This is a genomic window from Kitasatospora sp. NPDC101157, from assembly GCF_044768255.1.
In the GTDB taxonomy this organism is placed as follows: Bacteria; Actinomycetota; Actinomycetes; order Streptomycetales; family Streptomycetaceae; genus Kitasatospora.
Window position 1 is genome coordinate 357624 of the sequence record NZ_JBIWPL010000005.1, and the last position, 25879, is coordinate 383502.

Below are 25879 nucleotides of genomic sequence, written 5' to 3' on the forward strand. Positions count from 1 at the left end.
GATGAAGAAGAAGGGCAGCAGGGGGGGCCGGCCGGTCGGCCACGACGCGGATCTCTACGAGGAGCGCGACACCGTCGAGCGCTTGATCAACGGGCTGAGGGCCTGGGGGGCATCGCCACCCGCTGCGACAAGAAACCCGAAAGCTACCTCACCGGCCTCCACCACCGCGCCTCGATGATCTGGGTCGGCGACATCCTGCGAGAGGCCGACTGATCGCAACCTCACACAGCACCCTGGATCCTAAGGGCTTGACCCCAAGCATCCAACTCATGGGCCAACCCGTCATCAGTGACCAGGTCCCGGATCCGGGCGGCCTCTCGGACAACTTGACGGATGGACTGCAACCGAGCCACGCGAACGCCTGAAATGTCCATTCCGGCCTCAAGTCGAGCCACCTCGGCGTTCACGTGCGCAGGACTGCCCTCGACGTCGGTCAGATCCTGCAGCAGCTCCACGTAAAGATCGTTCGCTGTACCGAAGCCGTTCAGGCACTCGCGCAGAAGGGCAGCTTTGACGACAGTCCTTCGCTTCAGCACTTCAGCGACATCAACGACTCCGGACCGTCGAGCGGCTTGTAGGACAGCAAGGAGCGCGCCACCCCATTCCGGCAATGCGCCCGAACCGGACACGGCGTTCGCAAAACAGGAATGGCATGCGGCGATCAGCGACTCCCACCAGCCTGCAGTGGCAGTCGCGATGTCGTCGCTCGCCGCCACGGACCTGAAGGATGCGGGGGTCGCCAGATCGAAGATTTCACGGGCAGTCGGAAGCGGCATGTCACTGACCCATCAGACTTCGCGGAACAGCCATTACATCGATGCCAGCCCGCTCGAATGCAGACTCGCCGATCGAAGGTAACTCGTCATCCGGCTTGAAGTGGCCGCTCCAGTTCGTGACGGTCGTCGGGAAGAGTCCATTCCCGGGATTTCTGGACCCGGCCGACACTGCGACTTCGTCAGGTTGTGCCAACACCGTGTGAGCCAGTTCGATACGCGGCCAATTCCCGGCACCCCCTCCGGCGTACGCCGGCATGGCCCTCAGCTCGTCACCGGCTGATCCTCTGACGACAACCCACCTGAAGTCCGTTTCCCCGTCCAATGCATCCCGGAGGACTCTCAGTCCGCTGTCGTCGCCCATCACGGTGGGCGTGACACCTCGCTGCTGTGCCGGCTTCCGCTCGAATGCCTGCTTCTCGGGGCTGGCGTGATGCCGAAGGCCACGTTCGTTGTGCATCAGAACCGGTGTGCCACCGGCCAGCGCATAGTACGTGTGCTTCACGACCCCTCTCTACCTGCTTTGTCGCAGCTCAACGGTGGTTTGACGGCCCGTCGGTGCCCATGGGTGTGCGCCGGGGTCCGTGGTTGTTGCCGTCTCTACTGCCGTCAGAGGCGTAGATCAATCGCCCTTGCTGACGGTTGCGTGCGTGATCCTACTGCCAAGCTCCGGGCTCGGCGCGGAGGGCGGTGCGGGTGGTCTGCTCGTACGACTGGTGACCGGTCTGCGCGCAGTGTCCGGCAACCCAGCGCGTCAGCTCCTCGGGCCTGTGCAGTCCGCCGGACGCGGCAGCGCAGTTCCGTCCTTCGCCGGTGACGCAGGCCGCCCCCCAAGGGTGTCGGCTTCGAAGGTTCACCCTCCTCAGCCACCTCCTGCTCAGGTAGCAGGGGCGTCCGTCCTCGGTGGTCCCTGGCAGCAGGCGGGGTCCCGCCAAGCCCGACGCCGCTTCGTGCAGCTCCCTGCGACGCAGACGGTCCGCGTCGCTCCTCGGCATGCTCACAGTGGATCTCCGGTCTCGGTCGCTGGAACAGGACACGGCGACAACGGCGATGACACGCCGCTCTGTGCAGCACCCGTCCGCTGACGTTGCCGTCAACTACTGCCGCCAGAGAGCCCGAGGGCCCCGCCGGACAAGTCACCGGCGGGCCCCTGTGGTTCAGAAAGAACCAATCAGTCGTGATATTCAGTCGTGCTCCGCCTTGGCATCCTTCGCCTTGGTCCTCGCGATGTCGATGTCTGACTCGCGAGAACTCAACCGAAGTTGCCCGCCGGTGGTATATCCGCCACCAGCCACCAGAAGCTCAGTTCCCACGCTGGGCCACTCGCTGTCCTTCAGGGGAAGGTCATGGATCAACACGCGATCCACAACGCCAATCTCTCCCGATGGAACCCTCACCCTGAGTCCATATGGCATCTTGGCTACCACAGTGGCATGAACAAGCTGCCACTTCTCCAGTCGGTCAGAAGGGTTAATCACCGGCCGCTCCAAGGAAATTGAGGGAAGAAGTCGTACTCGTCGAACAGCTCCCTAGGGATCACGCACTCCATGTGCCCGTCAGTCATGCCCTCCCGTTCATCAATTCGTTCATCCTCGGCGTACCCACGAAGCCACTCATTCGCACCTCAGCCCTGGAGCCTGTTCCATGAGTGTCAACCGACCTCTTACCCAACTCAGATGCGGTCTTCTCGTTCCCGAAATGCGCGGCCCCGTCATAGGGGCTTCACTCAGGTTGAACTCACGATATCGGTGTGAGTGCCGCCTGACTGCTCGTATGAGACGGTTCGGGTCGGCGAACGCGATCATTGGCCGGGAACCCTCGCCGCCGAAGCGACCAGATCCCCTCCACCGGGTTGGGGCATCCGGAGCGCAAGCAGGCAGTTGGTTCACCGTCGGTCCGCTCGCACCCCGCTTGAGCCGGGTGAACACTTCCGAGGTCGCATCAGCGTTGGCCCCGTTTCTTCCCCTGTTGTTCGGTCCCGGCAAGTTGCCCGGCTTTGTGATTGTTTGTCATCGGATGCTCGTGGTTCATGGATTGGGGCCGGGTGCTCTGCCCTCGGCGAATCTGCGGCGGGCAGAGAAACGGGGGTCGGTCGGCGGTCAGGGGTGAGAGTGGGGTCGACGGCATCTTCGGCCCTACGAGGAGGGACCAGATGGATCCATTCGACGCTCCCCGCGCGGAGCAGGGGGACACCCCGCCCAGCGCCTTCGACGATCACCTCGCGGCGCAGCTGCTCGCGCAGCGGATCGTGCTGCTCGGCACCCAGGTCGACGACGTGTCGGCGAACCGGGTGTGTGCGCAGCTGTTGCTGCTGTCGGCGGAGGACCCGCGCAGTGACATCGGCCTCTACATCAACAGCCCGGGCGGGTCGGTCACGGCCGGGCTCGCGATCTACGACACCATGCGGCTGATCCCGAACGACGTGTCGACGCTGGCGATGGGGTTCGCGGCCAGCATGGGGCAGTTCCTGCTCACGGTGGGGGCGCGCGGCAAGCGGTTCGCGCTGCCCAACGCGCGGATCATGATGCACCAGCCCTCGGCGGGCATCGGCGGGACGGCCGCGGACATCGAGATCCAGGCGGAGAACCTGGAGTTCACCAAGCGGGCGATCGAGCGGATCACCGCCGAGCACACCGGGCAGAGCGAGGAGACGATCCGGCGGGACGGCGACCGGGACCGCTGGTTCACGGCGGAGCAGGCCGTGGAGTACGGGCTGGTGGACCGGGTGGTGGAGTCGGTGGCCGACATCCGGCCGGCCTCGTCGCGTCCACGGATGGGGCTGTGACATGGGGTCGTACACGGTTCCGTACGTCGTCCAGCGGACCGCGCAGGGCGAGCGCTCCTACGACGTCTTCAGCCGGCTGCTGAACGAGCGGATCATCTTCCTCGGCACCGAGATCGACGACGGGGTGGCGAACGTGGTCATCGCGCAGCTGCTGCACCTGGAGTCGGAGAACCCGGAGCGGGAGATCTCGATCTACCTCAACTCACCCGGCGGATCGTTCACTTCGCTGATGGCGATCTACGACACGATGACCTTCGTGCAGGCGCCGATCTCCACCTTCTGCGTCGGTCAGGCGGCGTCGACGGCGGCGGTGCTGCTGGCGGGCGGCGATCCCGGACGGCGGTTCGTGCTCCAGCACGCGCGGGTGCTGCTCGGGCAGCCGGCCAGCGGCGGGCGGCGGGGGATGGTCTCCGACCTGAGCCTCGCGGCGAAGGAGATGGTCCGGATCCGGGCGCAGGTGGAGGAGGTGCTGTCCCGGCACACCGGGCACGACGTGGCGACGCTGCGTGCGGACATGGACCGGGAGAAGGTGCTCACCGCCGAGGAGGCCGTCGCCTACGGGTTGGCGGACGAGGTGCTGAGCCGGCGGCTCGGGTTCGCCTGATCGCCGGAACGTGACCGGCGGCCGGTACCACGGGGGTGTACCGGCCGCCGGTTCCGGTCAGGCCGCCAGGCAGAGGCCGTTGGTCCGCGCCGACGGTGCCGTGCGGCGGTGGGCCGACCGGCTGCGGGTGTGCCGGACCAGTTCGTCCTGGGCGAGCGAGAGCAGGTCGCCGAGGCCGAGGCCGAGCGCCTTGGCGGCGGCCGCGAGCACCTCGGAGGAGGCCTCCTTGCGACCCCGCTCCAGTTCGGACAGGTACGGCATCGAGATCCGTGCCTGCTCCGCGACGTCCTTCAACGTGCGCTCCTGGGCGAGACGTTCGCGCCGCAGGACGTCACCGATGAGGTCGCGCCAGAGGGGTTCCTTCGGCGCGGGTGCCTGAGGCGTGCCGTTCGTCCCGACGGAACCGGGCGGCGAGGTCTGCGGACGCAGCGGAATGACGCGGGCTTCGTTCGGCGCTTGAGTGCTCACCCCTTCAGCCTAGGGATTCGGGGCGCCGGGGGAAGGGTGTGGCGTTCTGCCGTGGGAGAAGCCGTGCGGACGGGCCGCAGGTGTCGTGCCGTCAGCGTCGTCGGCCGAGGCGCAACGCCACGCCGCCGGCGGCGATCAGCGCTGCTGCGGCGACCCCGGCGGCGGTCAGGAGGCCGTCGTTGCCACCGGTGGCGGCCAGCGTCGGAGCGGCGGTGGCCGGCGCCGTCGTGGCCGGGGTCCGCGGGGTGGCCCGCGGTGAGGCGGTCGGTGCGCCCGGGACCGGCGCGGGGGACGGCGCGGTGGTGACCGGTGCGGTGGCGGGAGTCGGCGTGGGCGTGGGCGTCGGTATGGGCGTGGGCGTGGGCGTCGGGGCGGCGCCCGTGGGGCTGCCGGTGGGCGTCGGGACGCAGGCGGTGCCGCCGTTCCAGGAGGCGATCGCCAGACCGGAGAACGGCTCGTCCGGGTAGTGCGGCAGCGGGTGGTCGCTGTCGCTCCCGTCGTACTTCTCGCCGACTGCGTACAGGGCCAGTTCGCCGTAGCACCGCGGCAGGTGGCCGGTGACGTCGAGGGCGTCCCGGTAGTGCTCGCGGGTGAGGGTCGTGGTCGCCCAGCCGAGGAAGGTCTGCTGACCGGAGGTGGCCCAGGTCGCGCCCTGGGTCGCGTACGAGCCCAGCGAGACGTGGTAGTCGCAGCCCGCGGTGGGTTCGCCGGCCAGCCGGACCTGGACGGTGCCGCTCTCGGCGGGCATGGTGGCGTTGTTCGTCCAGTGGGCGCCGCCGTCGACGGAGTACTGGACCGGGGCGCGCCCGCAGTCGGGCTCGGCGTGGGCGGCGGGCGCCGCGAGGGCGGCGACCCCGACGGTGAGGCCGAGGGCGGTGAGCATCGGAAGGCCGCGGCGGACGGGGGTGTGCATGGGGGCCTGCTCCTGGTGGGTGGTTCGGGTTCGGGTGTGGGTCCGGGTTCGGGTGTGGGTCCGGGACGGGTGGGGTCCGGGATCCGCGGGGCTCACGGGGCCCCGAGCGCGGGAGCCGCGGCTTCGAAGGCGCCGGGATGCTGGGTGTGGCCGTCGCCCTCGATGTCGACGTGCGGGAGAAGGCGGTCGAGCCAGCGGGGAAGCCACCAGTTGCCGTCGCCGAGCAGGACCATGGTGGCGGGGACGAGCAGGCCGCGGACGACTGTCGCGTCCAGGGCGACGGCGCTCGCCAGGCCGATGCCGAACATCTTGACGACGGGGTCGCTGGAGAGCAGGTAGCTGAGGAAGACCGCGACCATGATCAGAGCTGCCGAGCTGATGATCCGTCCGGTGCTGCTGAGGCCCGCGACCACCGCGCGGCGGTTGTCCCGCTCCCGCAGGTAGCCCTCGCGCACCGCACTGAGCAGGAAGACCTCGTAGTCCATCGACAGACCGAAGAGCACGGCGAACATCAGCAGGGGCACGTACCCGGGGATCGGGACGGCGCCGTCCAGGCCGATCAGCCGGGCGCCCAGGCCGTGCTGGAAGACCGCGGTGAGCACGCCGTAGGCGGCGGCGACCGACACCAGGTTCATCACGGCGGCCTTCACGGCGACGACGGGCGAGCGGAAGGCCAGGAGCAGGAGCAGTCCGGCGACGGTCAGGACGAAGCCGACGACGAGCGGCATGCGCTGCGCGATCCGCGCGTTGAGGTCCGCCTGGGCGGCAGGGGTGCCGCCGACGTGCAGCTGCTGGCCGCTGCCGGCGGTGGCGCCGGGCAGGACGTCCGCGCGCAGGCGGTGGACGAGTGCGGTGGTGGCGGGGTCGGACGGGGCGGTGGTCGGGGTGACCTGCCAGCGGACGGTGCGGCCGTCGGCGGTGAGCGCGGGCGGGCTGACGGAGGCGACGCCCTCGGCTCCGCGCAGTGCGGTGGTCACGGCCGTCAGGCGCGGGTCGGCGGGTCCGGCGGCGGGCACGGCGGTGTTCCCCGCACCCGGCTGGGCGGTGCTTCCCGCGGCCGGCTGGGCGGTGTTCCCCGGGGTCGGCTGGGCGGGGGAGGGCAGGACGTCGACGACCTGGAGCACGCCGTTGGAGCCCGGGCCGAAGGCCGCGGCCATCCGGTCGTACGAGGTGCGGCTCATGCTGCCGGAAGCCTTGCTGCCGGCGTCCAGCTGGCCGAGGTGGAGGCGGGCCGCAGGGGCGGCGAGGGCACCGAGCAGTGCCAGGCCGGCCAGCAGCAGGGGCCAGGGCCGGGCCGCGACCAGGGTGGCGATCCGTCCCCAGCCGCGCGGGCGTCCGGCCGGCGCGGGGGCCGCGGGCGACTTGGGCGTCAGCCGCGCGCCGAGCAGCGCCAGGGTCGCGGGCAGGAGCGTGAGGTTCACGCCCAGCGCCGTCACCACGGCGATCGCCGGGGCGAGGGCCAGCGCGTACAGCAGGGGAAGCCCGCCCAGCGCGAGTCCGGCGAGGGCCGCGACCACGGCGCTGCCGGCGAAGGCGACGGACTTGCCGGAGCCGGCGGTGGTGCGTACGGCCGCGTCCTCGATCCCGAACCCGGCGGCGCGCAGTTCCCGGAACCGGGTGAGGCCGAAGAGGGTGTAGTCGATGCCGACGCCCAGCCCGATCATGGCGGCGATGGTCTCGCCGGCCTCGGGCACGTCCATCAGGTGGCCGACGAGGCCGAGGACGGGCAGGGCGATGCCGAGGCCGATCACCCCGGCAAGCAGCGGCAGTGCGGCGGGGAGGAGGCTGCCGAGGGAGAGGGTGAGGATCACCAGGGCGGTGCCGAGTCCGATGGCCTCGCTGCGGCCGGTGCTGCCGCGGTCGACCGCGGCGGCCAGGGAGCCGCCCGGGGTCACCTCGATGCCGGCGGCCGTGGCCGGCGCCGCCGCGGCGAGCACGGCGTCCGTCGTCGAGGGCGTCACGTCCCGTCCGGGGACGTCGAGTTCGACCGAGAGGTACGCGGTGTGGCCGTCGCTGCCCATGGCTGCGGTGCCGGCCGGGTCGTACGGCGTGGTGACGGCGACCACGTGGGGCACCGCGGCGATGGCCGCCGCCGCGCTGCGGACCGCGGCGGCGGTGTCGGGGGTGGTCAGTGGGGCCGCGCCGGCCGGGGTGTGCAGCAGGACGGGCTGCTTGCCGGAGGCGGAGGCGGGGAACGCGCGGTCGGCGATGTCCCGGGCGGCCTGGCTGTCACTGCCGGGGATGGAGACGGCCTCGCTGGTGACGCGCCCGAACGTCGCCACGGCACAGAGTGCGGCGGCCGTCAGCAGCAGCCAGGCGGCGATGACCCGCCTGGGTCTGCGGGCGCACCAGCGCCCCACAGTGGTGAACATCGGCGGTGGACGGCCTTCCTCGTGCGGCGGACAGCGTGCGGCCCCCGCCAAAACTAGTTGCACTCACCGTGCAAGCCGTACACTTGCACTCGCGGTGCAAGAATGTCAACGAGAGGGCGGAGGAGCCCACGTGAAGCGGACCGAAGCCGCCGCGCCCGTCACCGACGGGCGGACGGAGCGCGGGCGGCAGACCCGCGAGAAGATCGCCGACGCGATGCTGTCGCTGATCGACGAGAACCAGGCGCAGTTCCCCGCCGACAAGGTGGCCGAACGGGCGGGAGTGTCGCGCCGTCTGGTGTTCCACCACTTCGCGGACATGGCTCAGCTGGCGGAAGTCGCCGTCAACCGGCGTCTGGAGCAGCTCGCGGCCCAGATCAGGCCGCTTCCCACCGAAGGGCCGCGCGAGCTGCGGGTGTCCGCCCTCGCGGAACAGCGGGCCCGGATCCTGGAGGGCGTGACCCCCGCCAGACTGGCCGTGATGCGGCTGGAGAACCCGTCCCCGCGGATCCAGGAGGCCGTCCAGCAGATGCTGGACTTCGCCCGCCTGCGGCTCGCCCAGATCTTCGCCCCGGAACTCGACGCCCTGCCCGAGCAGGCTCGTACGGACCTGCTGAACGGGCTGGACGCGGTGACCACGTGGAGCGCCTGGTACCACTGGCGCAGCAGCGGGCTGAGCCCCGAGCAGGCGCGCCGCACCATGGCCGCCGCGGTGCACGCGCTCCTGGCGGGGGCGGGGGGGTAAGGTCCACGGGCGCCGGGCGCCGGGCGCCGGCGGGGTCGGGGGCGGGTGCCGGGCCCTTCTGACGATGGTCGAAAGGTGTCGCGACGGGAACCGTGCCGCAACGGCCTCCGCCGGTTCCCCCGCTGTTCTCCTCGGGAACCGCGCCGCCGTCAGCCCCGGAAGGCCCGGCCGAGGTGGTAGCGGAGGACGGCGATGGCCTCGTCCGCCGTGCGCTGGCCGAGCAGGACGCTGAGGCCGAGCCCGGCGGAGACGGCCAGCAGGACGACGGCCTCCTGACGGGCGTCCAGTCGGGGGTCGGCGGTGCCGGCCCGCTGGGCGGCCGTCAGCTGGGCGGCCAGGAAGACCTCCATTTCGTCAGGAGCGGCGAGGAACTCCTGTCCGGCGAGCGCGGGGTCGGTGACGGAGAGCACGGCGTACTCGGTGTGGATGAGGTGGAAGGCCCGGCTCTCCTCGTCGGTGGGGACGGCTTCGAGCAGGACGGCCTCGACGATGCCGCGCGGGTCGGTGCCGACGCCCATGGCGTGGACGCGGTGCCGGACCCGCTCCCCCATGCGGGCGGTCAGGCGGGTCATGGCGGCGAGGAGCAGTTGCTCCTTGGTGTCGAAGTAGTACTGGACCAGCCGCACCGAGACGCCCGCCTCGACCGCCACGGAGCGCATGGTCACGGAGTGCAGGCCGCTGCTCGCCGCCGAGCGGAGCAGGGCGTCGATGATGTGGGCCCGCCGCTCCTCGTGATCCACCAGCTTCGGCATCGGGTTCCTTCGGTTCCTTCCGGATGTTTTTGTGGTACAACCATACCATCAAACCGGGAGGGATCATGACCAGGACCAGCGTCGGACACTTCACCAGCGAGGCTGCGAGGGCCAAGTTCCTCGATGCCTACGACCGGGCGATGGAGCTGTGGCCGGCCCCGCGCCGCGAACTCGACGTCGAGACCGGCTACGGCACCGTTCACATCCACCACTACGGGCCGAGCGACGGCGAGCCGATCGTGCTGCTGCACGGCCACGCCGGGCACCCGTCCAACTGGTACCCGCAGATCGCCGCGCTCGGCGAACACCACCCCGTGTACGCGGTCGACACCCTCGACGACCCCGGCCGCAGCGTGCAGCGGGTCGTCGCAGCCGGGTCGCGGGAGAACGCGGCCTGGCTCGGGGAGGTCCTCACCGGCCTCGGGCTGGAGGGGGTCCACCTGGTCGGCGTCTCGTACGGTGGCTGGCTGGCCCTCAACCAGGCCGTCCACGCGCCCGAACGGCTCGCCTCCGTCACGTCGCTGGACCCGGGCGGGATCGAGAAGGTGCCCGCGCGGTTCTACGTCCACATGGTCGGCGGCCTGTTCGGCATGCTCGCCCCGCCGCCGCTGCGCCCGGCGGTCGGCCGGCTGCTGGCCAACCCCGCGCTCAGCGCGCCGCGAGAGATGATCGCGCCGCTGATGCTCGCCATGCGCAGCTACAAGCCGGCCGGCCGCCCGCCGGCCCGGCCGTTCACGGACGAGGAGCTGGCGTCCGTCCGGCTGCCGGCGCTGGTCCTGGTCGGCAAGCGCAGCGCGCTGCTGCGCCCGCGCCAGGTGGTGGAGCGGGTGACGGCGCTGATCCCGGGCGTGCGGGCGGAGATCGTGGAACGGGCCGGGCACGGGCTGAACCTGGAGCGGCCCGAGCTGGTGAACGAGCGGCTGCTGGAGTTCATCGGCGCCGTCGGGCGTGAGCTGGAGGAGGAACGGCCCGGCGGCCGGTGACCGGGCCGCGGGGGCGGAATTTCCGGGGAGTGGCCGTCAGGTGTAGTTTCTGCGGGCCCCGGCTGCCGGCCGGTCGTCGGACTTGTCCCTGCTTCCCGGAGGCCTCACCTTGTCACCCGTCACCCGTCGTACCTTCCTCGGCTCGGCCGCCGCCCTCGGCGCGGCCATCGGGCTGGACACCGCCCTGCCCGCAGCGCTGCCGAGCGCGTCCGCCACGACGACGGGGACGATCCGCGACGTCAAGCACGTCGTGGTGCTGATGCAGGAGAACCGGAGCTTCGACCACTACTTCGGCACGCTGAAGGGCGTGCGCGGCTTCGGCGACCGCACCGCCCTCCAGATCGCGGGCGGCACCAGCGTGTTCGAGCAGCCCAACGGCAGCGGGCGGCAGTACCCGTGGCAGCTCAGCAAGACCAAGACCTGGTGGTGGGGCGTCAGCGCCGAGCAACTGGCGCAGTGCGACGGCTCGCTGGACCACTCGTGGTCCACCCAGCACAAGGCGTGGAACAACGGGAAGATGGACTCCTGGGTCGCCGCCAAGGGCTCGGACCGCACCATGGGCTTCATGGCCCGCGAGGACATACCGTTCCACTACGCGCTGGCCGACGCCTACACCATCTGCGACGCGTACCACTGCTCGATCCTCTCGGCCACCGGCCCCAACCGCACCTACCTGTGGTCCGGCACGATCGACCCGGGCGCCACCGCGGGCGGTCCGGCCTACGACGGCGGCTCCGAGTCGGGCCTGCACTGGCAGACGTACGCCGAGACCCTGCAGAACGCGGGCGTCAGCTGGAAGGTCTACCAGAACGCCCACGACAACTTCGGCGACAACGGCCTCGCCTACTTCAACCAGTTCACCGGTGCGCCGAGTTCGAGCCCGCTCGCCCGGCGCGGCATGGGATCGGTGCCCAGCACCGGCTCCACCCCGGACGACATCGCCGCCGCGATCAAGGCCGACGCGCTGGCGGGCACGCTGCCCCAGGTCTCCTGGGTGGTGGCCAGCCAGCTGTTCTCCGAGCACCCGGACGGCCCGCCGGAGAACGGCGCCCACTTCGTCAACCTGGTGCTCCAGGCGCTGGCGGCCGACCCGGACGTCTTCAACTCCACCGCGCTGTTCCTCAACTACGACGAGAACGACGGCTTCTTCGACCACGTGCCCCCGCCGGTCGCCCCGGCCGGCACCGCCGGGGAGTTCTGCAAGGGCACCAACATCGGCCTCGGCTTCCGCGTCCCGATGATCGTGGTCTCGCCGTGGACCCGCGGCGGCTGGGTCGACTCCCAGGTCTACGACCACACCAGCGTCATCCGCTTCCTGGAGAGCTGGACGGCCGCCCTGGGCACCCCCGCCGTCTGCCCCAACATCAGCGACTGGCGCCGCCGGGTCTGCGGGGACCTCACCGGCGCCTTCGACTTCACCAGCCCGGTCTTCGGCCTGCCCGCGCTGCCCGACACCAGCGCCACCCTCGGCCAGGCCGCCGCCAACGTGCAGATCAACCCGAGCCCCGGCACCAACGCCATGCCCACCCAGGAGCCCGGCACCAAGCCCGCCCGCGCGCTGCCCTACCAGCCCAACGCCTGGGTCGACCGGATCGAGACCGGCACCGACGGCCGGACCCGGCTCTGGATCGACCTGGCCAACCAGGGCCCGCAGGCCACCGCCTGGGCGCACTACTCGGTCTACGCCAACGCCTACCGCAACGGCGGCCCCTGGCAGTACACCGTCGCCCCGTACGACGCCGCCACCGGCACCGACGGCAGCGCCCGCGACTCCTTCGACATCGGCGCCGGCTACGGCAACGGGCAGTACGACTTCACCGTGCTCGGGCCCAACCGCACCCTGCGCCGCTTCGCCGGGAACGCCACCACGGCGGGCCGGACGGCGGAGGCCACCACCTCCTACGCGTCGGCGCCGGACACCGGCGACCCGGCGGTCTGGTTCACCATGACCAACAGCGGTACCGGTGCCGTCACCTTCACCATCACGGCGGGCAACTACCGGACGGGAAGCTGGACCTACCAGGTCGCCCCCGGCGCCACCGTCAGGGACTACTTCAACGCCGTCACCATCGCGCAGGGGTGGTACGACTTCACCGTCACCGTCAGCAGCGACCCGGCGTGGCTCCGCCGGGCCGCCGGTCACATCGAGACGGGGTCCGCGAGCGTCACCGGCTGACGACCGGCTCGGCCCCCGGTCCGCCGGGCCGGGGGCCGGTCAGGTGCTCGACGGCGGTACGGCTTCGCGGCGCTGCTCAAGCCAGGTGCGGCTCAGGTCGTCCCACACCGCCTGGTACCGGTCGAAGACGGCGTCGAGGCGGGGACGTTCGAGCCCTTCGGGGGCGGTTGACGCGACCAGGTACTCCAGGTCGTCGGCGAGCCGTCGGAAGCGGTACTGGGCCTCCTCCATCAGCACCCACCGGGAGCGCCAGTTGTAGAACGGCTCGGCGGCTGTCAGGGCCGTCACCAGGGCGACCAGGGCGAAGGCCAGGTCCGTCCACCGTTGCAGGCCCAGGAGGATGGTGGAGGCCGCGGAGAACGCCAGCGTCAGCAGCTTGATCACCGAGGCGCGCCGACGGAACTGCTCCTTCTTCCCTCGGGCGTAGTCGTGGCCCTGGCGGATCTTGCCCAGCAGGAGCGCAGCCGTCTCCTGCGGGGTGAGCCCCGCGCCCGGTCCGTCGTCGGATCGCACCGTTCCCCCTCGCCGTCTCCCCGTGCCGCGGTCCGGTGGCCGCGTGCGGGATCAGGCAGACGGTAGCGGAGGTGGGGCGTGTGCCTTCTGCCGGGGTCAGGCGGCCGTCAGGAACCCGGTGGCCGCGCGGGCCTGGTCGTAGCGGTGGAGGATCAGGCGGGCCACGGCGGGATGGGCGGCCAGGGGGGCGCCGGTCCAGCGGGCCGGGGTGGTGGCGGCGCGGCGGGCGAAGAAGCCGGGGGAGAGGAGGTAGGTGGCCACGGCGACGGCGGGGTGGCCGGTGGCCCGGAGGGCGGCCACCGCCTGGTGCGGGGTGGGCGTGGCGGCCGAGAGGTGGGCGGGGGTGACGGGACGGCCGAGGCGGACGGCGAGGAGCGCGGCCATCCGGTCGGTGTCGGCGAGGGCGGTGGGGTCGGAGGAGCCGGCCCCGGCCAGGACCACGGGTGCGTCGGCGGGGGCGCCGGCCTCGGTGAGGCGGTCGGCGAGGGCCTCGGCGAGCAGGGGGTGGGGGCCGAGCGCGGGAGCGAGATGGCCGGGCGGGAGGTCGGCGGCGGCGAGCGCGGCGGGCAGGTCGACCCGGACGTGGTAGCCGGTGCCGAGGAGGAGGGGGACCAGGATCGGTCGTGCACCGGACAGCCGGGCGAGCGCCTCGGCGAGCGACGGCCGCGCGAGGTCCAGGAAGCCGCAGCGGACGGTCAGTTCCGGGCGGAGCGATCGAACCCGGCGCAGCAGGGCGCGAGTTGCGGTGACGGCCGCCGGGTCGCGGCTGCCGTGGGAGACGGCGAGCAGCACCGGCGCCATCAGCCCGCCGCCAGCCGGTAGCCGCGCTTGGGGACGGTGCGGATCAGGGCGGCGTGCGGCCCGAGGGCCGCTCGGAGCCGGCCGACCGCCGCCTCGACCGCGTGTTCGTCGGCCGCCGCGTCCGGCCAGGCGGCGCGCAGCAGGTCGGCGCGGCTGAGCACCCGGCCGGGGCGTTCGGCGAGCGCCCGCAGCACCGCCGCGCCGCGCGGGCTGAGCCAGTGGCTCTCGCCGTCGACCAGGGCGGCGTTGCCCTGGAGGGTCAACAGCTTCCCCGCGACGTCGACTTCGCGGCGGGCCCGGCCGGGAAGGGTGTCCACGAGCAGCCGGACGAGCGCGCCGAGCCGGCCGCGTTCGGGATGGACGGCGGGCAGGCCGAGCTCGGTGAGCGGCCGGGCGCACAGGGCGCCGACGCAGACCGGCAGCACGTCCGCGCGCAGCGCGTCGAGCAGTTCCTCGTACAGTCCCTCGTGCCGCGCGGTGGCGAGCAGGGCGGCGATGGCGGGCGCGCTGGTGAAGGTGAGGGCGTGCACCTGGCGGCGGACGGTCTGGTCGAGGAGCTTGCGCACCGCGCCCGGGTCCTCCGGCGGGGCCCAGCGGTAGACGGGGACGGAGATCACCTCGGCGCCGCGTTCGCGCAGCGCCGCCGCGAAGTGGTCCAGGCGGACGCCGTGTTCCTGGACGGCGATCCGGCACCCGGCCAGCGGGCGGGCGAGCAGCCAGGTGAGCAGTTCGTCGGTGGCCTCGGTGGCGGGGGAGTAGCGCTCGTCCAGTCCGCTGGCCCGGACCGCCCCGGTGGCCTTGGGGCCGCGGCTGAGCACCACCGCGCCCCGGCAGGCCTCGGCGAGGGCCGTGCCCCGGCCCCAGCCCTCGGCGGCGCTCATCCAGCCGCGCCAGCCGACGCCGGTGGTGGCGACCACGTAGTCGAGCGGGGCGGCCAGACAGCGGTCGGTGGCCTCGCGCAGCGCGAGGTCGTCGGCCAGCGGCAGGATGCGCAGCACGGGTGCCTCGACCACCTGGGCGCCGCGCCGGGCGAGCAGGGCGGTGAGCTCCTCGCGGCGGCGCGCGGCGGTGACGCCCACGGTGAAGCCGGTGAGCGGCCCTGGCGGGGTGGGGGATGCTGCCATGCGGGTCAGCCTCCGCCGCGGGTGTTACGGGGGCATTGCCCGGCCGTCACCTGCCGGTAAGCGAAAGTGCCGCCGCGGTTACGGCAGATGTCCGGGAACGCACCCCGGCGGCCGGGCGGTGTGAGCGAGGCGTACCCCGCCCGCAACACGGGCGAAGCGGTCGCGAAACAGCGGACGGCGACCTTTCTCGGCATGACGCCGACCAGCCCCGCCGCCCTCACCGCGGCCACCGACACCCACTGCCCGTACTGCTCGCTGCAGTGCGGGATGCGGCTGTCGCCCGGCGCCGACCAGGCGGGCCCGAAGGGCGCCGGCCTTCCCGTCGAGGTCCTGGAGCGCCCGGACTTCCCGGTGAACCGGGGCGCGCTGTGCGGCAAGGGCCGTACGGCGCCCGCGCTGCTGGCCCGGGGCGCCCGGCTGACCGGTCCGCTGCTGCGGGACCGGCCCGGCGGCCCGCTGCGCTCGGCGAGCTGGCCGGAGGCGCTGGACCGGGTGGCCGCAGGACTGGCCCGGACCCGGGCCGAGCACGGCGCGGACGCGGTGGGCGTGTTCGGCGGCGGCGGGCTGACCAACGAGAAGGCCTACCTGCTGGGCAAGTTCGCCCGGGTCGTGCTGGGCACCTCCCACATCGACTACAACGGCCGGTTCTGCATGTCCTCGGCCGCCGCCGCGCACCGCCGGGCCTTCGGCCTGGACCGCGGCCTGCCGTTCCCGCTGGCCGACATCCCGCACACCGGCTGTCTGGTCCTGGTCGGCGGCAACCCGGCCGAGACGATGCCGCCGGCCGTCCGCTACCTCCGCGAACTGCGGGAGAACGGCGGGAGGTTGATCGTGGTCGATCCGCGCCGCACCCGGACCGCCGAGCTGGCCGACCTGCACCTCCAGACCCGCCCCGGCGGGGACCTGGCGCTCGCCCTCGGCCTGCTCCACCTGGTGATCGCGGACGGCCTGGTGGACGAGGAGTTCATCGAGGCCCGCACCACCGGCTTCGAGGCGGCCCGCGCGTCGGCGATGGCCCACTGGCCGGACCGGGTGGAGCGGATCACCGGGGTCCCCGTCCACCAACTCCGCCGGGCGGCACGGATGTTCGGCGAGGCCGCCACCGGCATGGTGCTCACCGCGCGCGGCCCCGAGCAGCAGAGCAAGGGCACCGACACCGTCGGCGCCTGGATCAACCTCTGCCTGGCCACCGGCAACGCGGGCCGCCCGTACGCCGGTTACGGCTGCCTGACCGGCCAGGGCAACGGCCAGGGCGGGCGCGAGCACGGCCAGAAGGCCGACCAGCTGCCCGGCTACCGCTCGATCGAGGACCCGGCGGCGCGTGAACACGTCGCCGCCGTCTGGGGGGTGGCCCCCGAGTCGCTCCCCGGCCCGGGCCGGTCCGCGTACGAGCTGCTGGACGGCCTCGGGCGGCCCGGAGGCGTCCGGGCGCTGCTGCTGGCCGGCTCCAACCCGGCGGTCTCCGCGCCCAACGCCGGGCACGTCACCGAACGGCTGCGCGCGCTGGACCTGCTGGTGGTCGCCGACCTGGTCCTCTCCGAGACCGCCCGGCTCGCCGACGTCGTGCTGCCGGTCACCCAGTGGGCCGAGGAGGACGGCACCACCACCAACCTGGAGGGCCGGGTGATCCTGCGCCGCCGCGCCCTCGACCCGCCGGAGGGGGTGCGCGGCGAGCTGTGGCTGCTGCGCGAGCTGGCCGCCCGGCTGGGCGTGCCGGAGGGCTTCCCGGTCGAGGCCGAACAGGCCTTCGCCGAGCTGCGCCGCGCCTCGGCCGGCGGCGACGCCGACTACGCGGGCATCAGCTACCGGCGGATCGCCGCCGAGGACGGGGTGTTCTGGCCCTGCCCGTCCGAGGACCACCCCGGCACCCCGCGGCTGTTCCTGGACCGCTTCGCCACCCCGGACGGCCGGGCCCGCTTCGCCGAGGTCACCCACCGCCCGGCCGCCGAGGAGCCGGACGAGGCGTACCCGCTGTACCTGACCACCGGCCGGATCCTCGCCCAGTACCAGAGCGGCGCCCAGACCCGCCGGGTCGCCGAGCTCAACTCGGCCGCGCCCGGCCCGTACGTCGAGCTGCACCCGCGGCTGGCCGAGCGGCTCGGGATCGCGGACGGCGAGCCGCTCGCGGTCACCAGCCGGCGCGGGCGGGCCGTCGCCCCGGCGCGGATCAGCGACGCCATCCGGCCGGACACCGTGTTCATGCCCTTCCACTGGGCGGGCGCGGGCCGCGCCAACAGCCTCACCAACCCGGCGCTCGACCCGGTCTCCCGGATGCCGGAGTTCAAGCTCTGCGCCGTCCGGGTGGAGCGCGCCCACCTGGAGGTGACGACATGAGGATCGCCGTGGTCGGCGGCGGCATGGCGGCCGCGCGCTTCGCCGAGCGGTACGCCGCCCTCGGCGGGGCCGGTGCGGTGACCGTGTACGGCGCTGAGCCGCGCGCCCCGTACAACCGGGTGCTGCTCGCCGAGGTGCTGACCGGCCGCTACGACGCCGAGTCGATCGCCCTGCCGCTCGGCGGGGCCTCGGCCCGGCCCGGCTGCGAGGTCGTCGCCCTCGACGTGGCGGCCCGCACCCTGCGGCTGGCCGACGGCACCGTGGAGTCCTGGGACGAGCTGGTGCTCGCCACCGGCGCCAACCCGGTGCTCCCGCCGGTGCGCGGGCTGCGCCGGCCCGACGGGTACGGTCTGGCGGAGGGCGTGCACACGCTGCGCACCCTGGAGGACTGCACCCGGCTCGCCGAGGAGGCCGTCGGGGCGAAGCGGGCGGTGGTGATCGGCGGCGGGGTGCTCGGCGTGAGCGCCGCCCGGGCGCTGGCGGCGCTCGGTGTCCGCACCGAGATCGTCCACCAGGCGCCGCACCTGATCGAGCGCCAGCTCGACCCGGAGGCGGCCGCCGTGCTGCGCGAACGCCTCCGGGCGCTGGGCGTCGACTGCTACACCGGCAACCGCGCCCGGGCCGTGCACGGCGGCGGGAGGGTCGGATCGGTGGAACTGGCCAGTGGCTACCGGCTGGACTGCGACCTGGTCGTCCTCGCCTGCGGCACCCGCCCGCGCACCGCGCTCGCCCACGCGGCCGGGCTGCCCGTCGACACCGGGATCCTGGTGGACGACCGGCTGGCCGCCGCCCCGCACGTCGCCGCCATCGGCGACTGCGCCGAGCACCGCGGCACCGTCCACGGCCTGGCCGGCCCCGCCTGGGAACAAGCCGACGTCCTGGCCCGCCGCCTCTCCGGCGCCGAACCGGGCGCCCGCTACCCCGGCACCAGCCCGCGCGCCCGGCTCAGCACCGGCGACCTGGAGTACGCGGCCTTCGGCACCGTCGACGAGACCCTCGACCCCGGACTCGACGTGCTGCGGCTCACCGACGCCACCCGCGGCAGCTACAAGAAGCTCGTCCTGCGCGGCGACCGGCTGGTCGGCGCCATCCTGCTCGGCGACCTGGCCACCGTGGACGCGCTGGCCGGCGCCTTCGCCGACGGCGGCGCCCTCGCCGGCCACCCCCTGCACCTGCTCACCCAAGGAGTCCCTCGATGACCGCAGACGACCGCACGGTCCGCGACCTCGTCCTGGTCGGCCACGGCATGGTCGGCCAGCGCTTCCTGGAGGCCTGGAGCGAGCAGCCGGCCGCCCGTGGCTGGCGGGTCACCGTGCTCGCCGAGGAACCCCGGCCCGCCTACGACCGGGTCCACCTCAGCTCGCTGTTCTCCGGCAGCACGCCGGAGGACCTCACGCTCTGCCCGTCCGGCTTCCTCGCCGAGCACGGCATCGACCTGCGCCTGGGCGACCCGGTCAGCGCGATCGACCGGGCCCGGCGGACCGTCACCACCCGGTCCGGTGCCGAAGTCCGCTACGACGCCCTGGTGCTGGCCACCGGCTCGGTGCCCTTCGTGCCCCCGGTGCCCGGGACGGACGCGCCCGGCTGCCACGTCTACCGGACCATCGAGGACGTCGACGCCATCCGCGCCGGGGCCGCCACCGCCGGCACCGGCGTGGTGGTCGGCGGCGGACTGCTCGGCCTGGAGGCGGCCGGCGCCCTGCGGGCCGGGGGCCTGGCCACCCACGTGGTCGAGTTCGCGCCCCGGCTGATGGCCGTCCAGGTGGACGACGGCGGCGGCGCCGCGCTGCGCCGCAGGATCGAGGCGCTCGGCGTCACCGTCCACACCAGCGCCGGCGCCGGCGGCGTGCTCACCGGACCGGACGGCCGGGTCCGCGGCCTCGCGCTGTCCGACGGCCGCGAGCTGCCCGCCGACCTGGTGGTCTTCTCCGCCGGGGTGCGCGCCCGCGACCAGCTCGCCCGGGACTGCGGACTGCCGGTCGGCGGGCGCGGCGGCATCGTGGTCGACGCCCACTGCCGCACCGAGGACCCGGCGGTGCTGGCCATCGGCGAGTGCGCCCAGGCCGCCGACGGACGGGTCTACGGGCTGGTCGCCCCCGGCTACCAGATGGCCGAGACGGCCGCCCGCACCATCGCGGAGCAGCAGGGCCAGGGGTTCACGGGCGCCGACACCTCCACCGAACTCAAGCTGCTCGGCGTCGACGTCGCCAGCTTCGGCGACCCGCACGGCAGTGCCGAGGGAGCGCTCGACGTGCTCTACAGCGACAGCCGCAGCGGCGTCTACCGCAAGCTGGTGATCGGTGCCGACGGCGCGCTGCTCGGCGGCGTCCTGGTCGGCGACACCGAGGGCTACGGCGCGCTGCGCCCGCTGGCCGTCGCCGGGAAGCCGCTGACCGTCGCGCCCGAACAGCTGGTGCTGCCGGCCGGGTTCGCGGGGGCCGGCGGGCCGGTCGCGCTGCCCGACGAGGCGGTGCTCTGCTCCTGCCACAACGTCACCCAGGGGGCCGTCCGGGCCGCCGTCCGCGAGCAGGGCGCCGACAGCGTCGCCGCCGTCAAGAAGTGCACCCGGGCCGGCACCGGCTGCGGCAGCTGCCTCAAGCAGCTCGGCACCGTCGTCACCGAGGAGCTGGAGGCCGCCGGGGTGCCGACCGCCCAGGGCCTGTGCGAGCACTTCGCCCACAGCCGCGCCGAGTTGTACGAGATCGTCCGGGTGACGGGACCGGCGAGCTTCTCCGAACTGCTCGCCGGGCACGGCACCGGCGCCGAGGGCTGCGAGATCTGCAAGCCGACCGTCGCCTCCATCCTGGCCAGCCTCGGCAACGGCCACATCCTGGACGGCGAACAGGGCGCCCTCCAGGACTCCAACGACCATTTCCTCGCCAACCTCCAGCGCAACGGCTCCTACTCCGTGGTCCCCCGGGTGCCCGGCGGCGAGATCACCCCCGAGGGGCTGATCACCATCGGCGAGATCGCCCGCGACCACGGCCTCTACACCAAGATCACCGGTGGCCAGCGGATCGACATGTTCGGCGCCACCGTCGACCAGCTCCCGGTGATCTGGCGCAAGCTGGTCGACGCCGGGTTCGAGTCCGGGCACGCCTACGGCAAGTCGCTGCGCACCGTGAAGTCCTGCGTCGGCGAGACCTGGTGCCGCTTCGGCGTCCAGGACTCCACCGCCCTCGCCATCGAACTCGAACTGCGCTACCGGGGATTGCGCTCCCCGCACAAGCTCAAGGCCGCCGTCTCCGGCTGCGCCCGCGAGTGCGCCGAGGCGCGGAGCAAGGACTTCGGCGTCATCGCCACCTCGGCCGGCTGGAACCTCTACGTCGGCGGCAACGGCGGCATGGCCCCGCGGCACGCCGGCCTGCTGGCCGCCGACCTCGACCGCGACACCCTCATCCGCACCATCGACCGCTACCTGATGTTCTACATCCGCACCGCCGACCGGCTGGAGCGCACCTCGGTCTGGCTGGAGCGGCTGGAGGGCGGCCTCGACCACCTGCGGGCCGTCGTCCTCGACGACTCGCTCGGCATCGCCGCCGAGCTGGACGAACTGATGGAACGTCACATCGAGCGCTACCGGGACGAATGGGCCGAGACCCTGGCCGACCCCGACCGGATGCGCCGCTTCGCCTCCTTCGTCAACGCGCCCGGAACCCCCGACCCCGCCGTGACCTTCGTCCCCGAACGCGGCCAGATCCGCCCCGCCCGCCCCGGCGAGGCCGGCCACACCCTCAACTCCCCGGTGCTGGTCGCCGGGGCCCGACCGGAGGTGCTCACCCCGTGACCGTACAGATCCACGACGGCGCCCACTGGCAGACCGTCTGCGCCCTCACCGACCTCCAGCCCGGCCGCGGCGTCGCGGTGCTGCTCGCCGGTGCGGAGCAGGTCGCGCTGTTCCGCACCGGCTCCGGAGAGCTGTACGCCGTCGACAACCTCGACCCGTTCAGCGGCGCCCCCGTCCTCTCCCGCGGCCTGCTCGGCAGCCGCGGCGACCGGCCGACCCTCATCTCACCGATGTACAAGCAGGTGTACGACCTCACCGACGGGCGCTGTCTGGACGAGGACACCGCCCCCGACGGCGCCCCCGCCGTCCTGCGCCGCTGGCCGGTCCGGGCCCTCGACGCGGAGGCGGCGGCGTGACGGCCGTCCTGGAGACGGGGAGACCCGCTCCGCCGGCCGTCTGGGACCCCGAGGACGAGGAGTTCTGGGCCCGCGAGGGCGCCCGGATCGCCCGGCGCAACCTGGTCCTGTCCGTCCTCTCCGAACACATCGGCTTCTCGGTGTGGAGCCTGTGGTCGGTGCTGGTGCTCTTCCTCGGCCCCGAGTACCACATCGACACCGCGGGCAAGTTCACCCTCACCGCCCTGCCGACCGCGCTCGGCGCCCTGCTGCGGCTGCCGTACACCTTCGCCGTCGCCCGCTTCGGCGGCCGCACCTGGACGGTGATCAGCGCCCTGCTGCTGCTGGTGCCGACCGCGCTCGCCGCGGTGGTGCTGGAACCCGGCGTCCGGTACGGCACCCTGCTCGCGGTGGCCTGCGCGGCCGGGGTCGGCGGCGGCAACTTCGCCTCCTCGATGGCCAACATCAACGCCTTCTACCCGCACCGGCTCAAGGGCTGGGCGCTGGGCGTCAACGCGGGCGGCGGCAACCTCGGCGTCCCGGCCGTCCAACTCCTCGGCCTGCTGGTGCTGGCCACCGCGGGCGCCGCCCACCCCCGGCTGCTGCCGCTGATCTACCTGCCGCTGATCCTGCTCGCCGCGGCCGGGGCCTGGTGGCGGATGGACAACCTTCCGGTGGCTTCCAGCGGCGAGGGCGGGGCGCTGCGCGAGGTCGCCCGCGACCCGTACGGCTGGGCCGTGTCCACCCTCTACATCGGCACCTTCGGCTCCTTCATCGGCTTCGGCTTCGCCTTCGGGCAGGTGCTGCAGGTGCAGTTCCACGACCGCTTCGACACCCCGGTCAAGGCCGCGGCCCTCACCTTCCTCGGCCCGCTGCTCGGCTCCCTGCTGCGACCGGTGGGCGGCCGGCTCGCCGACCGGTACGGCGGTGCCAAGGTGACGCTGGCGACCTTCGCCGCCATGGGCGCCGGTACCGCGGTGGTGCTGACGGCCTCCCGGGCGGGTTCGCTGCCGCTGTTCCTCGGCGGGTTCGTCTCGCTCTTCGTGCTCAGCGGTCTCGGCAACGGCTCCACCTACAAGATGATCCCCGCCCACTACCGGGCCGTCGCCCAGCGGGCGATCGCCGCCGGGGCCGACCCGGCGGCCACCGAGGCCGACTCCCGCCGCCGGACGTCGGCCCTGATCGGCCTGGCGGGCGCGATCGGTGCCTTCGGCGGCGTCCTGGTGAACCTGGCCTTCCGTCAGTCCTTCCAGGCCAGCCACAACGGCGACACCGCCTACCTGGCCTTCCTGGCGGCCTACCTGCTGTGCTCGGCCCTGACCTGGACGGTCTGGCTCCGGCGGCGCTGAAGCGAGCGGCCCGGCCACCCGGCCGGGCCGCCGCGTCCTTCCGCGACTCCACGGATGAGCAGGGCTGTTTCCGTCCTGCCGCGTGTTCTACAGTTCTGTAGAACAAGTGGACGGCACGACGGGGGAACAGCATGGACAGGCCGCTTCGACTGCCGCAGCAGGACCGGGCCGACTTCGAGACGGAGCTGGGCAGGGCGCTGGCGGCCCCGCAGGTGCGGGCGGCGCTGCGGGACGTCGGGGACGAGCTGCGGGGAGTGGAGCGGCTGCGGAGGACGGCGCGGGAGAACGCGGAGTACGTGCTGGCCGCGGCGGCGCCGGAGTACGAGCGGTACGCGCTGCTGCGGGCGGACGCCGACGCGGAGGCCCGGCTGCCGGCGGACGAGCCGGCGCGGGGGCGGGCGTCGGGCTGGTGGGGCGTGCTGGGGGTCATCGTGCCGATCGTCGCGGTGGCGGCGGCGGTCGTGCTCCTGTTGCTCGGGTACCTGCTGGGGCTGGCGGAGGACATGGGGGTGCTGGGGCGCGCGCTGGTGGAGGCGGGCCTTGTGGCGGCCGGGGTGGGCGCGGTGTCGCTGCTGGTGGGCGGGGCGGGCCTGTTGGGGGCCGCGGCCCGGGGGGAGGGGCCGGCCGAGGGGGAGGCGGACGGGCCGGGGGAGTTGGTGCGGGCCCGGGAGGCCTGGCGGTCGGCGCTCGCGGAGCGCGGACTGGTGCCGTTCCTGGTGGCGCAGGCGAACGCCGGCCGGCGGGTCTGACGGCGGCGGGAGCGTCAAGGCCCGGTCGGGTCAAGGTGCGGTCGGCTCCGGTAAGGCGCAGTTAAAATCCGTGCCTCCGCGGATGGTTGGGGCTTGTGTGCGCCAGTCAGTGAAATATCATATGGCGCATTGCACAGCGGTCCGGGCGAGATCCGGTTCCCATCCCCCGCCGCATCCGGTTGACGAGCTGTCAGCTCCGTACACGTACCGCAATCCGTGCACCCTTCCCCCATGTCACGAGAGACGGAACCCGACCCGTGTTCAGATTCCGATCCCGCACCTCCCCACCCGGCCGACGCGCCCCGCGCACCGCGCTGGTGGCGCTCTCCGCGGCCCTGGCCGGCGCCGCGCTCAGCAGTCCGCTGTCCGCGATGGCCGACTCCCACGCGCCGCGGGCGACGACCGTCGCGGTCCAGCCGGGCACGCCGAAGGGCGCCACCGCGGCCCCGCAGAAGTCCGGCCCGCGCCGGGCCGCGGCGGCCAGGACCGGCCCGGTCGCCACCGCGAACGGCGGCGGCGCGAACGGCGGTGCCGCGAACGGCGGTGTCAAGAAGACGCCCCAGCTGGTGGACGGCGCCGACCCGGGCACCGGCGGCAAGGACGGCGACGGCAACGTCGCGAACCAGTACGACCTCCAGGTCACCTACAAGGGCGGCCAGGAGTCGACCGGCGTGGTGATCGGCGCACCCAAGGTCTACCTGGTGCTCTGGGGCTCCCAGTGGGGCACCGCGTCGACCAACGCGTCCGGCGACACCGTGGTGACCGGCGACCCGGACCAGGCCGCCCCCTACCAGCAGGACTTCTTCAAGGGCCTCGGCAGCTCCGGCGACGGGTGGAGCGCCGTCCTGACCCAGTACTGCGAGGGCATAGCCACCGGTTCCGTCCAGTGCCCGGCCGGGTCCGCGCACATCCCGTACCCGCGGCAGGGCAGTGTGCTCGCGGGCGTCTGGGTGGACAACAGTGCCCCCGCACCGCAGGCCGCGACCGAGCCGCAGCTCGGCGCCGAGGCGCTGGCCGCCGCCAAGCACTTCGGCAACCTGACCGAGGCGCAGAACCGCAACGTCCAGTACGTCATCGACTCACCGCAGGGCACCGACCCGGACAAGTGGAAGGAACTGGGCTACTGCGCCTGGCACGACTTCCAGCGCTCGCCGTACGGCCAGCTCGCCTACACCAACATGCCGTACCTGACGGACGTGGCCGGCTGCGGCACCAACTGGTTCGGTGAGAACACCCCGAGGGGCCGGCTGGACGGCTACGGCATCATCGGCGGCCACGAGTACGCGGAGACGGTGAGCGACCCGAACACCCCGGGCGGCTGGACGGACGCCACCGGCCAGGAGATCGGCGACAAGTGCGCCTGGATCCCCAAGGGTGCCAACGGCGGGCTGTTCTTCGAGGACCTGGCGACGGGCAGCTTCCCGCTGCAGACCCTGTGGTCCAACGCCGACCACCTGTGCATGGCCTCCGACCCGGTGGTGGCCGACCCGCCGGTGTCGGTGAGCACGATGTGCGACCGGACCGACAAGGCCGGGCAGCCGTTGTCGATCCCGGCGGTGGGCGTCTCCAGCACCGGTTCGGCCCTCAGCTACAGCGCCACCGGGCTGCCGCAGGGGCTGTCGATCGACGCGAGGAGCGGGGTGATCTCCGGCACGGCGGCCGCGACCAACGGCTACCAGCGGATCAACGTGACGGCGACGGACCCGGCGGGCAGGTCGGCGTCCACCGGCTTCTGGGAGAGCGTCGGCGCGGGCGGCGGAACGGGCTGCGGTGCGATCGAGCAGCTCATCGACCCCGGCTTCGAGAACGGCTCGGCGGACGTCAACCACACGGTGATGACGGACTCCTGGGGCCCGTCGGGGTACAACATCATCACCCCGTCCAGCCTGCACGCTCCGCACTCCGGCTCCTGGTACGCCTGGCTCGGCCAGAACACCGGGACGGACGACTCCATCACCACCTACCTGAACACCTACCCGGGCTACGGGCGGGCGACCTTCTCCTTCTGGCTCGACACCGAGTCGACCAACACCTCGGCCGCCGCGCCCGACACGCTGTCGCTGGTGGCGATCGACCAGTACACCGGTCAGCCGCTCGGCACGGTGCGGACCTGGTCCAGCCAGAACGCCACCGGTGGCTACCAGTACCAGTCGGTGGACCTCTCCCCGTTCATCGGGCAGGTCGGCTGGGGGACCACCATCGGCCTCAAGCTGGTCTCGCACGAGACCGGGACGACTCCGGGCACCGCGTTCCTGATCGACGACGCCTCGGCCCGCGAGAGCTGACCCGGCACCCGAACTCCGGCCCCGGAACCGCGCG

The 25879-nt window shown here is 73.2% G+C and carries 21 protein-coding genes and 1 pseudogene; 13 read left to right on the forward strand and 9 right to left on the reverse strand.

Features of this window, described 5'->3' with window-relative positions; translation table 11 throughout:
* Positions 1-4 precede the first annotated feature (4 nt).
* Positions 5-213: pseudogene (locus tag ACIRVF_RS14185) on the forward strand (hypothetical protein); the annotation flags it as partial.
* A gap of 8 nt (positions 214-221) precedes the next feature.
* Here the strand turns inward: ACIRVF_RS14185 and ACIRVF_RS14190 are convergent.
* Both ACIRVF_RS14190 and ACIRVF_RS14195 read right to left on the reverse strand, forming a co-directional pair.
* A complete protein-coding gene (locus tag ACIRVF_RS14190; RefSeq protein ID WP_402816556.1) occupies positions 222-716 on the reverse strand; it encodes a hypothetical protein in 495 nt (164 codons plus the stop codon).
* A 61-nt stretch (positions 717-777) separates the two neighbouring features.
* Positions 778-1278, reverse strand: coding sequence for a hypothetical protein (locus ACIRVF_RS14195; RefSeq protein WP_402816557.1), 501 nt, complete (start codon positions 1276-1278; stop codon positions 778-780).
* Positions 1279-2925: 1647 nt separating this feature from the next.
* Between ACIRVF_RS14195 and ACIRVF_RS14200 the strand changes: the two genes are divergently transcribed.
* A complete protein-coding gene (locus tag ACIRVF_RS14200; protein ID WP_402816558.1) occupies positions 2926-3558 on the forward strand; it encodes a ClpP family protease in 633 nt (210 codons plus the stop codon).
* 1 nt (position 3559) lies between these two features.
* Positions 3560-4162, forward strand: a complete 603-nt coding sequence (locus ACIRVF_RS14205) for a ClpP family protease (RefSeq protein WP_402816559.1) — start codon at positions 3560-3562, stop codon at positions 4160-4162.
* A gap of 57 nt (positions 4163-4219) precedes the next feature.
* Here the strand turns inward: ACIRVF_RS14205 and ACIRVF_RS14210 are convergent, their stop codons facing one another.
* From ACIRVF_RS14210 to ACIRVF_RS14220, 3 genes are all read right to left on the reverse strand, one after another.
* A complete protein-coding gene (locus tag ACIRVF_RS14210; protein ID WP_402816560.1) occupies positions 4220-4630 on the reverse strand; it encodes a helix-turn-helix domain-containing protein in 411 nt (136 codons plus the stop codon).
* Between the two features lie 91 nt (positions 4631-4721).
* The gene (locus tag ACIRVF_RS14215) at positions 4722-5543 is read right to left on the reverse strand and encodes a hypothetical protein (RefSeq protein ID WP_402816561.1); all 822 of its coding nucleotides are present in this window, start codon (positions 5541-5543) and stop codon (positions 4722-4724) included.
* Positions 5544-5635: 92 nt separating this feature from the next.
* Positions 5636-7915, reverse strand: coding sequence for an MMPL family transporter (locus ACIRVF_RS14220; protein WP_402816562.1), 2280 nt, complete (start codon positions 7913-7915; stop codon positions 5636-5638).
* Positions 7916-8045: 130 nt separating this feature from the next.
* On the opposite strand from ACIRVF_RS14220, the gene ACIRVF_RS14225 reads away from it, so the two are divergent.
* Positions 8046-8657 carry a TetR/AcrR family transcriptional regulator gene (locus tag ACIRVF_RS14225; protein WP_402816564.1) on the forward strand — a complete coding sequence of 204 codons (612 nt, stop codon included), beginning with the start codon at positions 8046-8048 and terminating at the stop codon, positions 8655-8657.
* Between the two features lie 149 nt (positions 8658-8806).
* Here the strand turns inward: ACIRVF_RS14225 and ACIRVF_RS14230 are convergent, their stop codons facing one another.
* A complete protein-coding gene (locus tag ACIRVF_RS14230; protein ID WP_402816565.1) occupies positions 8807-9409 on the reverse strand; it encodes a TetR/AcrR family transcriptional regulator in 603 nt (200 codons plus the stop codon).
* Positions 9410-9474: 65 nt separating this feature from the next.
* On the opposite strand from ACIRVF_RS14230, the gene ACIRVF_RS14235 reads away from it, so the two are divergent.
* Complete coding sequence (locus ACIRVF_RS14235; protein ID WP_402816566.1) at positions 9475-10392, forward strand: alpha/beta fold hydrolase; 918 nt, start codon at positions 9475-9477, stop codon at positions 10390-10392.
* Between the two features lie 109 nt (positions 10393-10501).
* Positions 10502-12568: a phosphocholine-specific phospholipase C gene (locus ACIRVF_RS14240; protein ID WP_402816567.1), complete on the forward strand. Its 2067-nt coding sequence runs from the start codon at positions 10502-10504 to the stop codon at positions 12566-12568.
* A 39-nt stretch (positions 12569-12607) separates the two neighbouring features.
* On the opposite strand, the gene ACIRVF_RS14245 is transcribed toward ACIRVF_RS14240, so the two are convergent.
* The 3 genes from ACIRVF_RS14245 to ACIRVF_RS14255 all read right to left on the reverse strand — a co-directional run bounded on the left by ACIRVF_RS14245 (position 12608) and on the right by ACIRVF_RS14255 (position 15006).
* Positions 12608-13081 (reverse strand): SLATT domain-containing protein, encoded by a 474-nt coding sequence (locus ACIRVF_RS14245; RefSeq protein WP_402816568.1) that lies wholly within the window; start codon positions 13079-13081, stop codon positions 12608-12610.
* A 96-nt stretch (positions 13082-13177) separates the two neighbouring features.
* Entirely contained in the window at positions 13178-13882 is a 705-nt protein-coding gene (locus tag ACIRVF_RS14250; protein ID WP_402816569.1) for a sirohydrochlorin chelatase, read from the reverse strand.
* Complete coding sequence (locus ACIRVF_RS14255) at positions 13882-15006, reverse strand: uroporphyrinogen-III synthase (RefSeq protein WP_402816570.1); 1125 nt, start codon at positions 15004-15006, stop codon at positions 13882-13884. The genes ACIRVF_RS14250 and ACIRVF_RS14255 overlap by 1 nt, the downstream gene beginning before the upstream one ends.
* A 192-nt stretch (positions 15007-15198) precedes the next feature.
* On the opposite strand from ACIRVF_RS14255, the gene ACIRVF_RS14260 reads away from it, so the two are divergent.
* The 7 genes from ACIRVF_RS14260 to ACIRVF_RS14290 all read left to right on the forward strand — a co-directional run bounded on the left by ACIRVF_RS14260 (position 15199) and on the right by ACIRVF_RS14290 (position 25845).
* Complete coding sequence (locus tag ACIRVF_RS14260) at positions 15199-17340, forward strand: molybdopterin oxidoreductase family protein (protein ID WP_402816571.1); 2142 nt, start codon at positions 15199-15201, stop codon at positions 17338-17340.
* Complete coding sequence (locus ACIRVF_RS14265; RefSeq protein ID WP_402816572.1) at positions 17337-18539, forward strand: NAD(P)/FAD-dependent oxidoreductase; 1203 nt, start codon at positions 17337-17339, stop codon at positions 18537-18539. The genes ACIRVF_RS14260 and ACIRVF_RS14265 overlap by 4 nt, the downstream gene beginning before the upstream one ends.
* Positions 18536-21127 (forward strand): nitrite reductase large subunit NirB, encoded by a 2592-nt coding sequence (gene nirB / locus ACIRVF_RS14270; protein WP_402816573.1) that lies wholly within the window; start codon positions 18536-18538, stop codon positions 21125-21127. Before ACIRVF_RS14265 ends, nirB begins: the two co-directional genes overlap by 4 nt.
* Complete coding sequence (nirD, locus tag ACIRVF_RS14275) at positions 21124-21483, forward strand: nitrite reductase small subunit NirD (protein WP_402816574.1); 360 nt, start codon at positions 21124-21126, stop codon at positions 21481-21483. The genes nirB and nirD overlap by 4 nt, the downstream gene beginning before the upstream one ends.
* Positions 21480-22811 (forward strand): nitrate/nitrite transporter, encoded by a 1332-nt coding sequence (locus tag ACIRVF_RS14280; protein ID WP_402816575.1) that lies wholly within the window; start codon positions 21480-21482, stop codon positions 22809-22811. Before nirD ends, ACIRVF_RS14280 begins: the two co-directional genes overlap by 4 nt.
* 131 nt (positions 22812-22942) lie before the next feature.
* Positions 22943-23560 carry a hypothetical protein gene (locus tag ACIRVF_RS14285; RefSeq protein WP_402816576.1) on the forward strand — a complete coding sequence of 206 codons (618 nt, stop codon included), beginning with the start codon at positions 22943-22945 and terminating at the stop codon, positions 23558-23560.
* Between the two features lie 257 nt (positions 23561-23817).
* Complete coding sequence (locus ACIRVF_RS14290; RefSeq protein ID WP_402816577.1) at positions 23818-25845, forward strand: Ig domain-containing protein; 2028 nt, start codon at positions 23818-23820, stop codon at positions 25843-25845.
* Positions 25846-25879 lie beyond the last annotated feature (34 nt).

Excerpts from the sequence above, each read along its gene's own strand:
- ACIRVF_RS14250 (WP_402816569.1), bottom strand. The coding sequence starts at position 13,882 with ATGGCGCCGGTGCTGCTCGCCGTCTCCCACGGCAGCCGCGACCCGGCG.
- ACIRVF_RS14200 (WP_402816558.1), top strand. The coding sequence starts at position 2,926 with ATGGATCCATTCGACGCTCCCCGCGCGGAGCAGGGGGACACCCCGCCC.
- ACIRVF_RS14255 (WP_402816570.1), bottom strand. The coding sequence starts at position 15,006 with ATGGCAGCATCCCCCACCCCGCCAGGGCCGCTCACCGGCTTCACCGTG.
- ACIRVF_RS14265 (WP_402816572.1), top strand. The coding sequence starts at position 17,337 with ATGAGGATCGCCGTGGTCGGCGGCGGCATGGCGGCCGCGCGCTTCGCC.
- ACIRVF_RS14215 (WP_402816561.1), bottom strand. The coding sequence starts at position 5,543 with ATGCACACCCCCGTCCGCCGCGGCCTTCCGATGCTCACCGCCCTCGGC.
- ACIRVF_RS14285 (WP_402816576.1), top strand. The coding sequence starts at position 22,943 with ATGGACAGGCCGCTTCGACTGCCGCAGCAGGACCGGGCCGACTTCGAG.
- ACIRVF_RS14220 (WP_402816562.1), bottom strand. The coding sequence starts at position 7,915 with ATGTTCACCACTGTGGGGCGCTGGTGCGCCCGCAGACCCAGGCGGGTC.
- ACIRVF_RS14230 (WP_402816565.1), bottom strand. The coding sequence starts at position 9,409 with ATGCCGAAGCTGGTGGATCACGAGGAGCGGCGGGCCCACATCATCGAC.
- ACIRVF_RS14260 (WP_402816571.1), top strand. The coding sequence starts at position 15,199 with ATGACGCCGACCAGCCCCGCCGCCCTCACCGCGGCCACCGACACCCAC.
- ACIRVF_RS14205 (WP_402816559.1), top strand. The coding sequence starts at position 3,560 with ATGGGGTCGTACACGGTTCCGTACGTCGTCCAGCGGACCGCGCAGGGC.
- nirB (WP_402816573.1), top strand. The coding sequence starts at position 18,536 with ATGACCGCAGACGACCGCACGGTCCGCGACCTCGTCCTGGTCGGCCAC.
- ACIRVF_RS14235 (WP_402816566.1), top strand. The coding sequence starts at position 9,475 with ATGACCAGGACCAGCGTCGGACACTTCACCAGCGAGGCTGCGAGGGCC.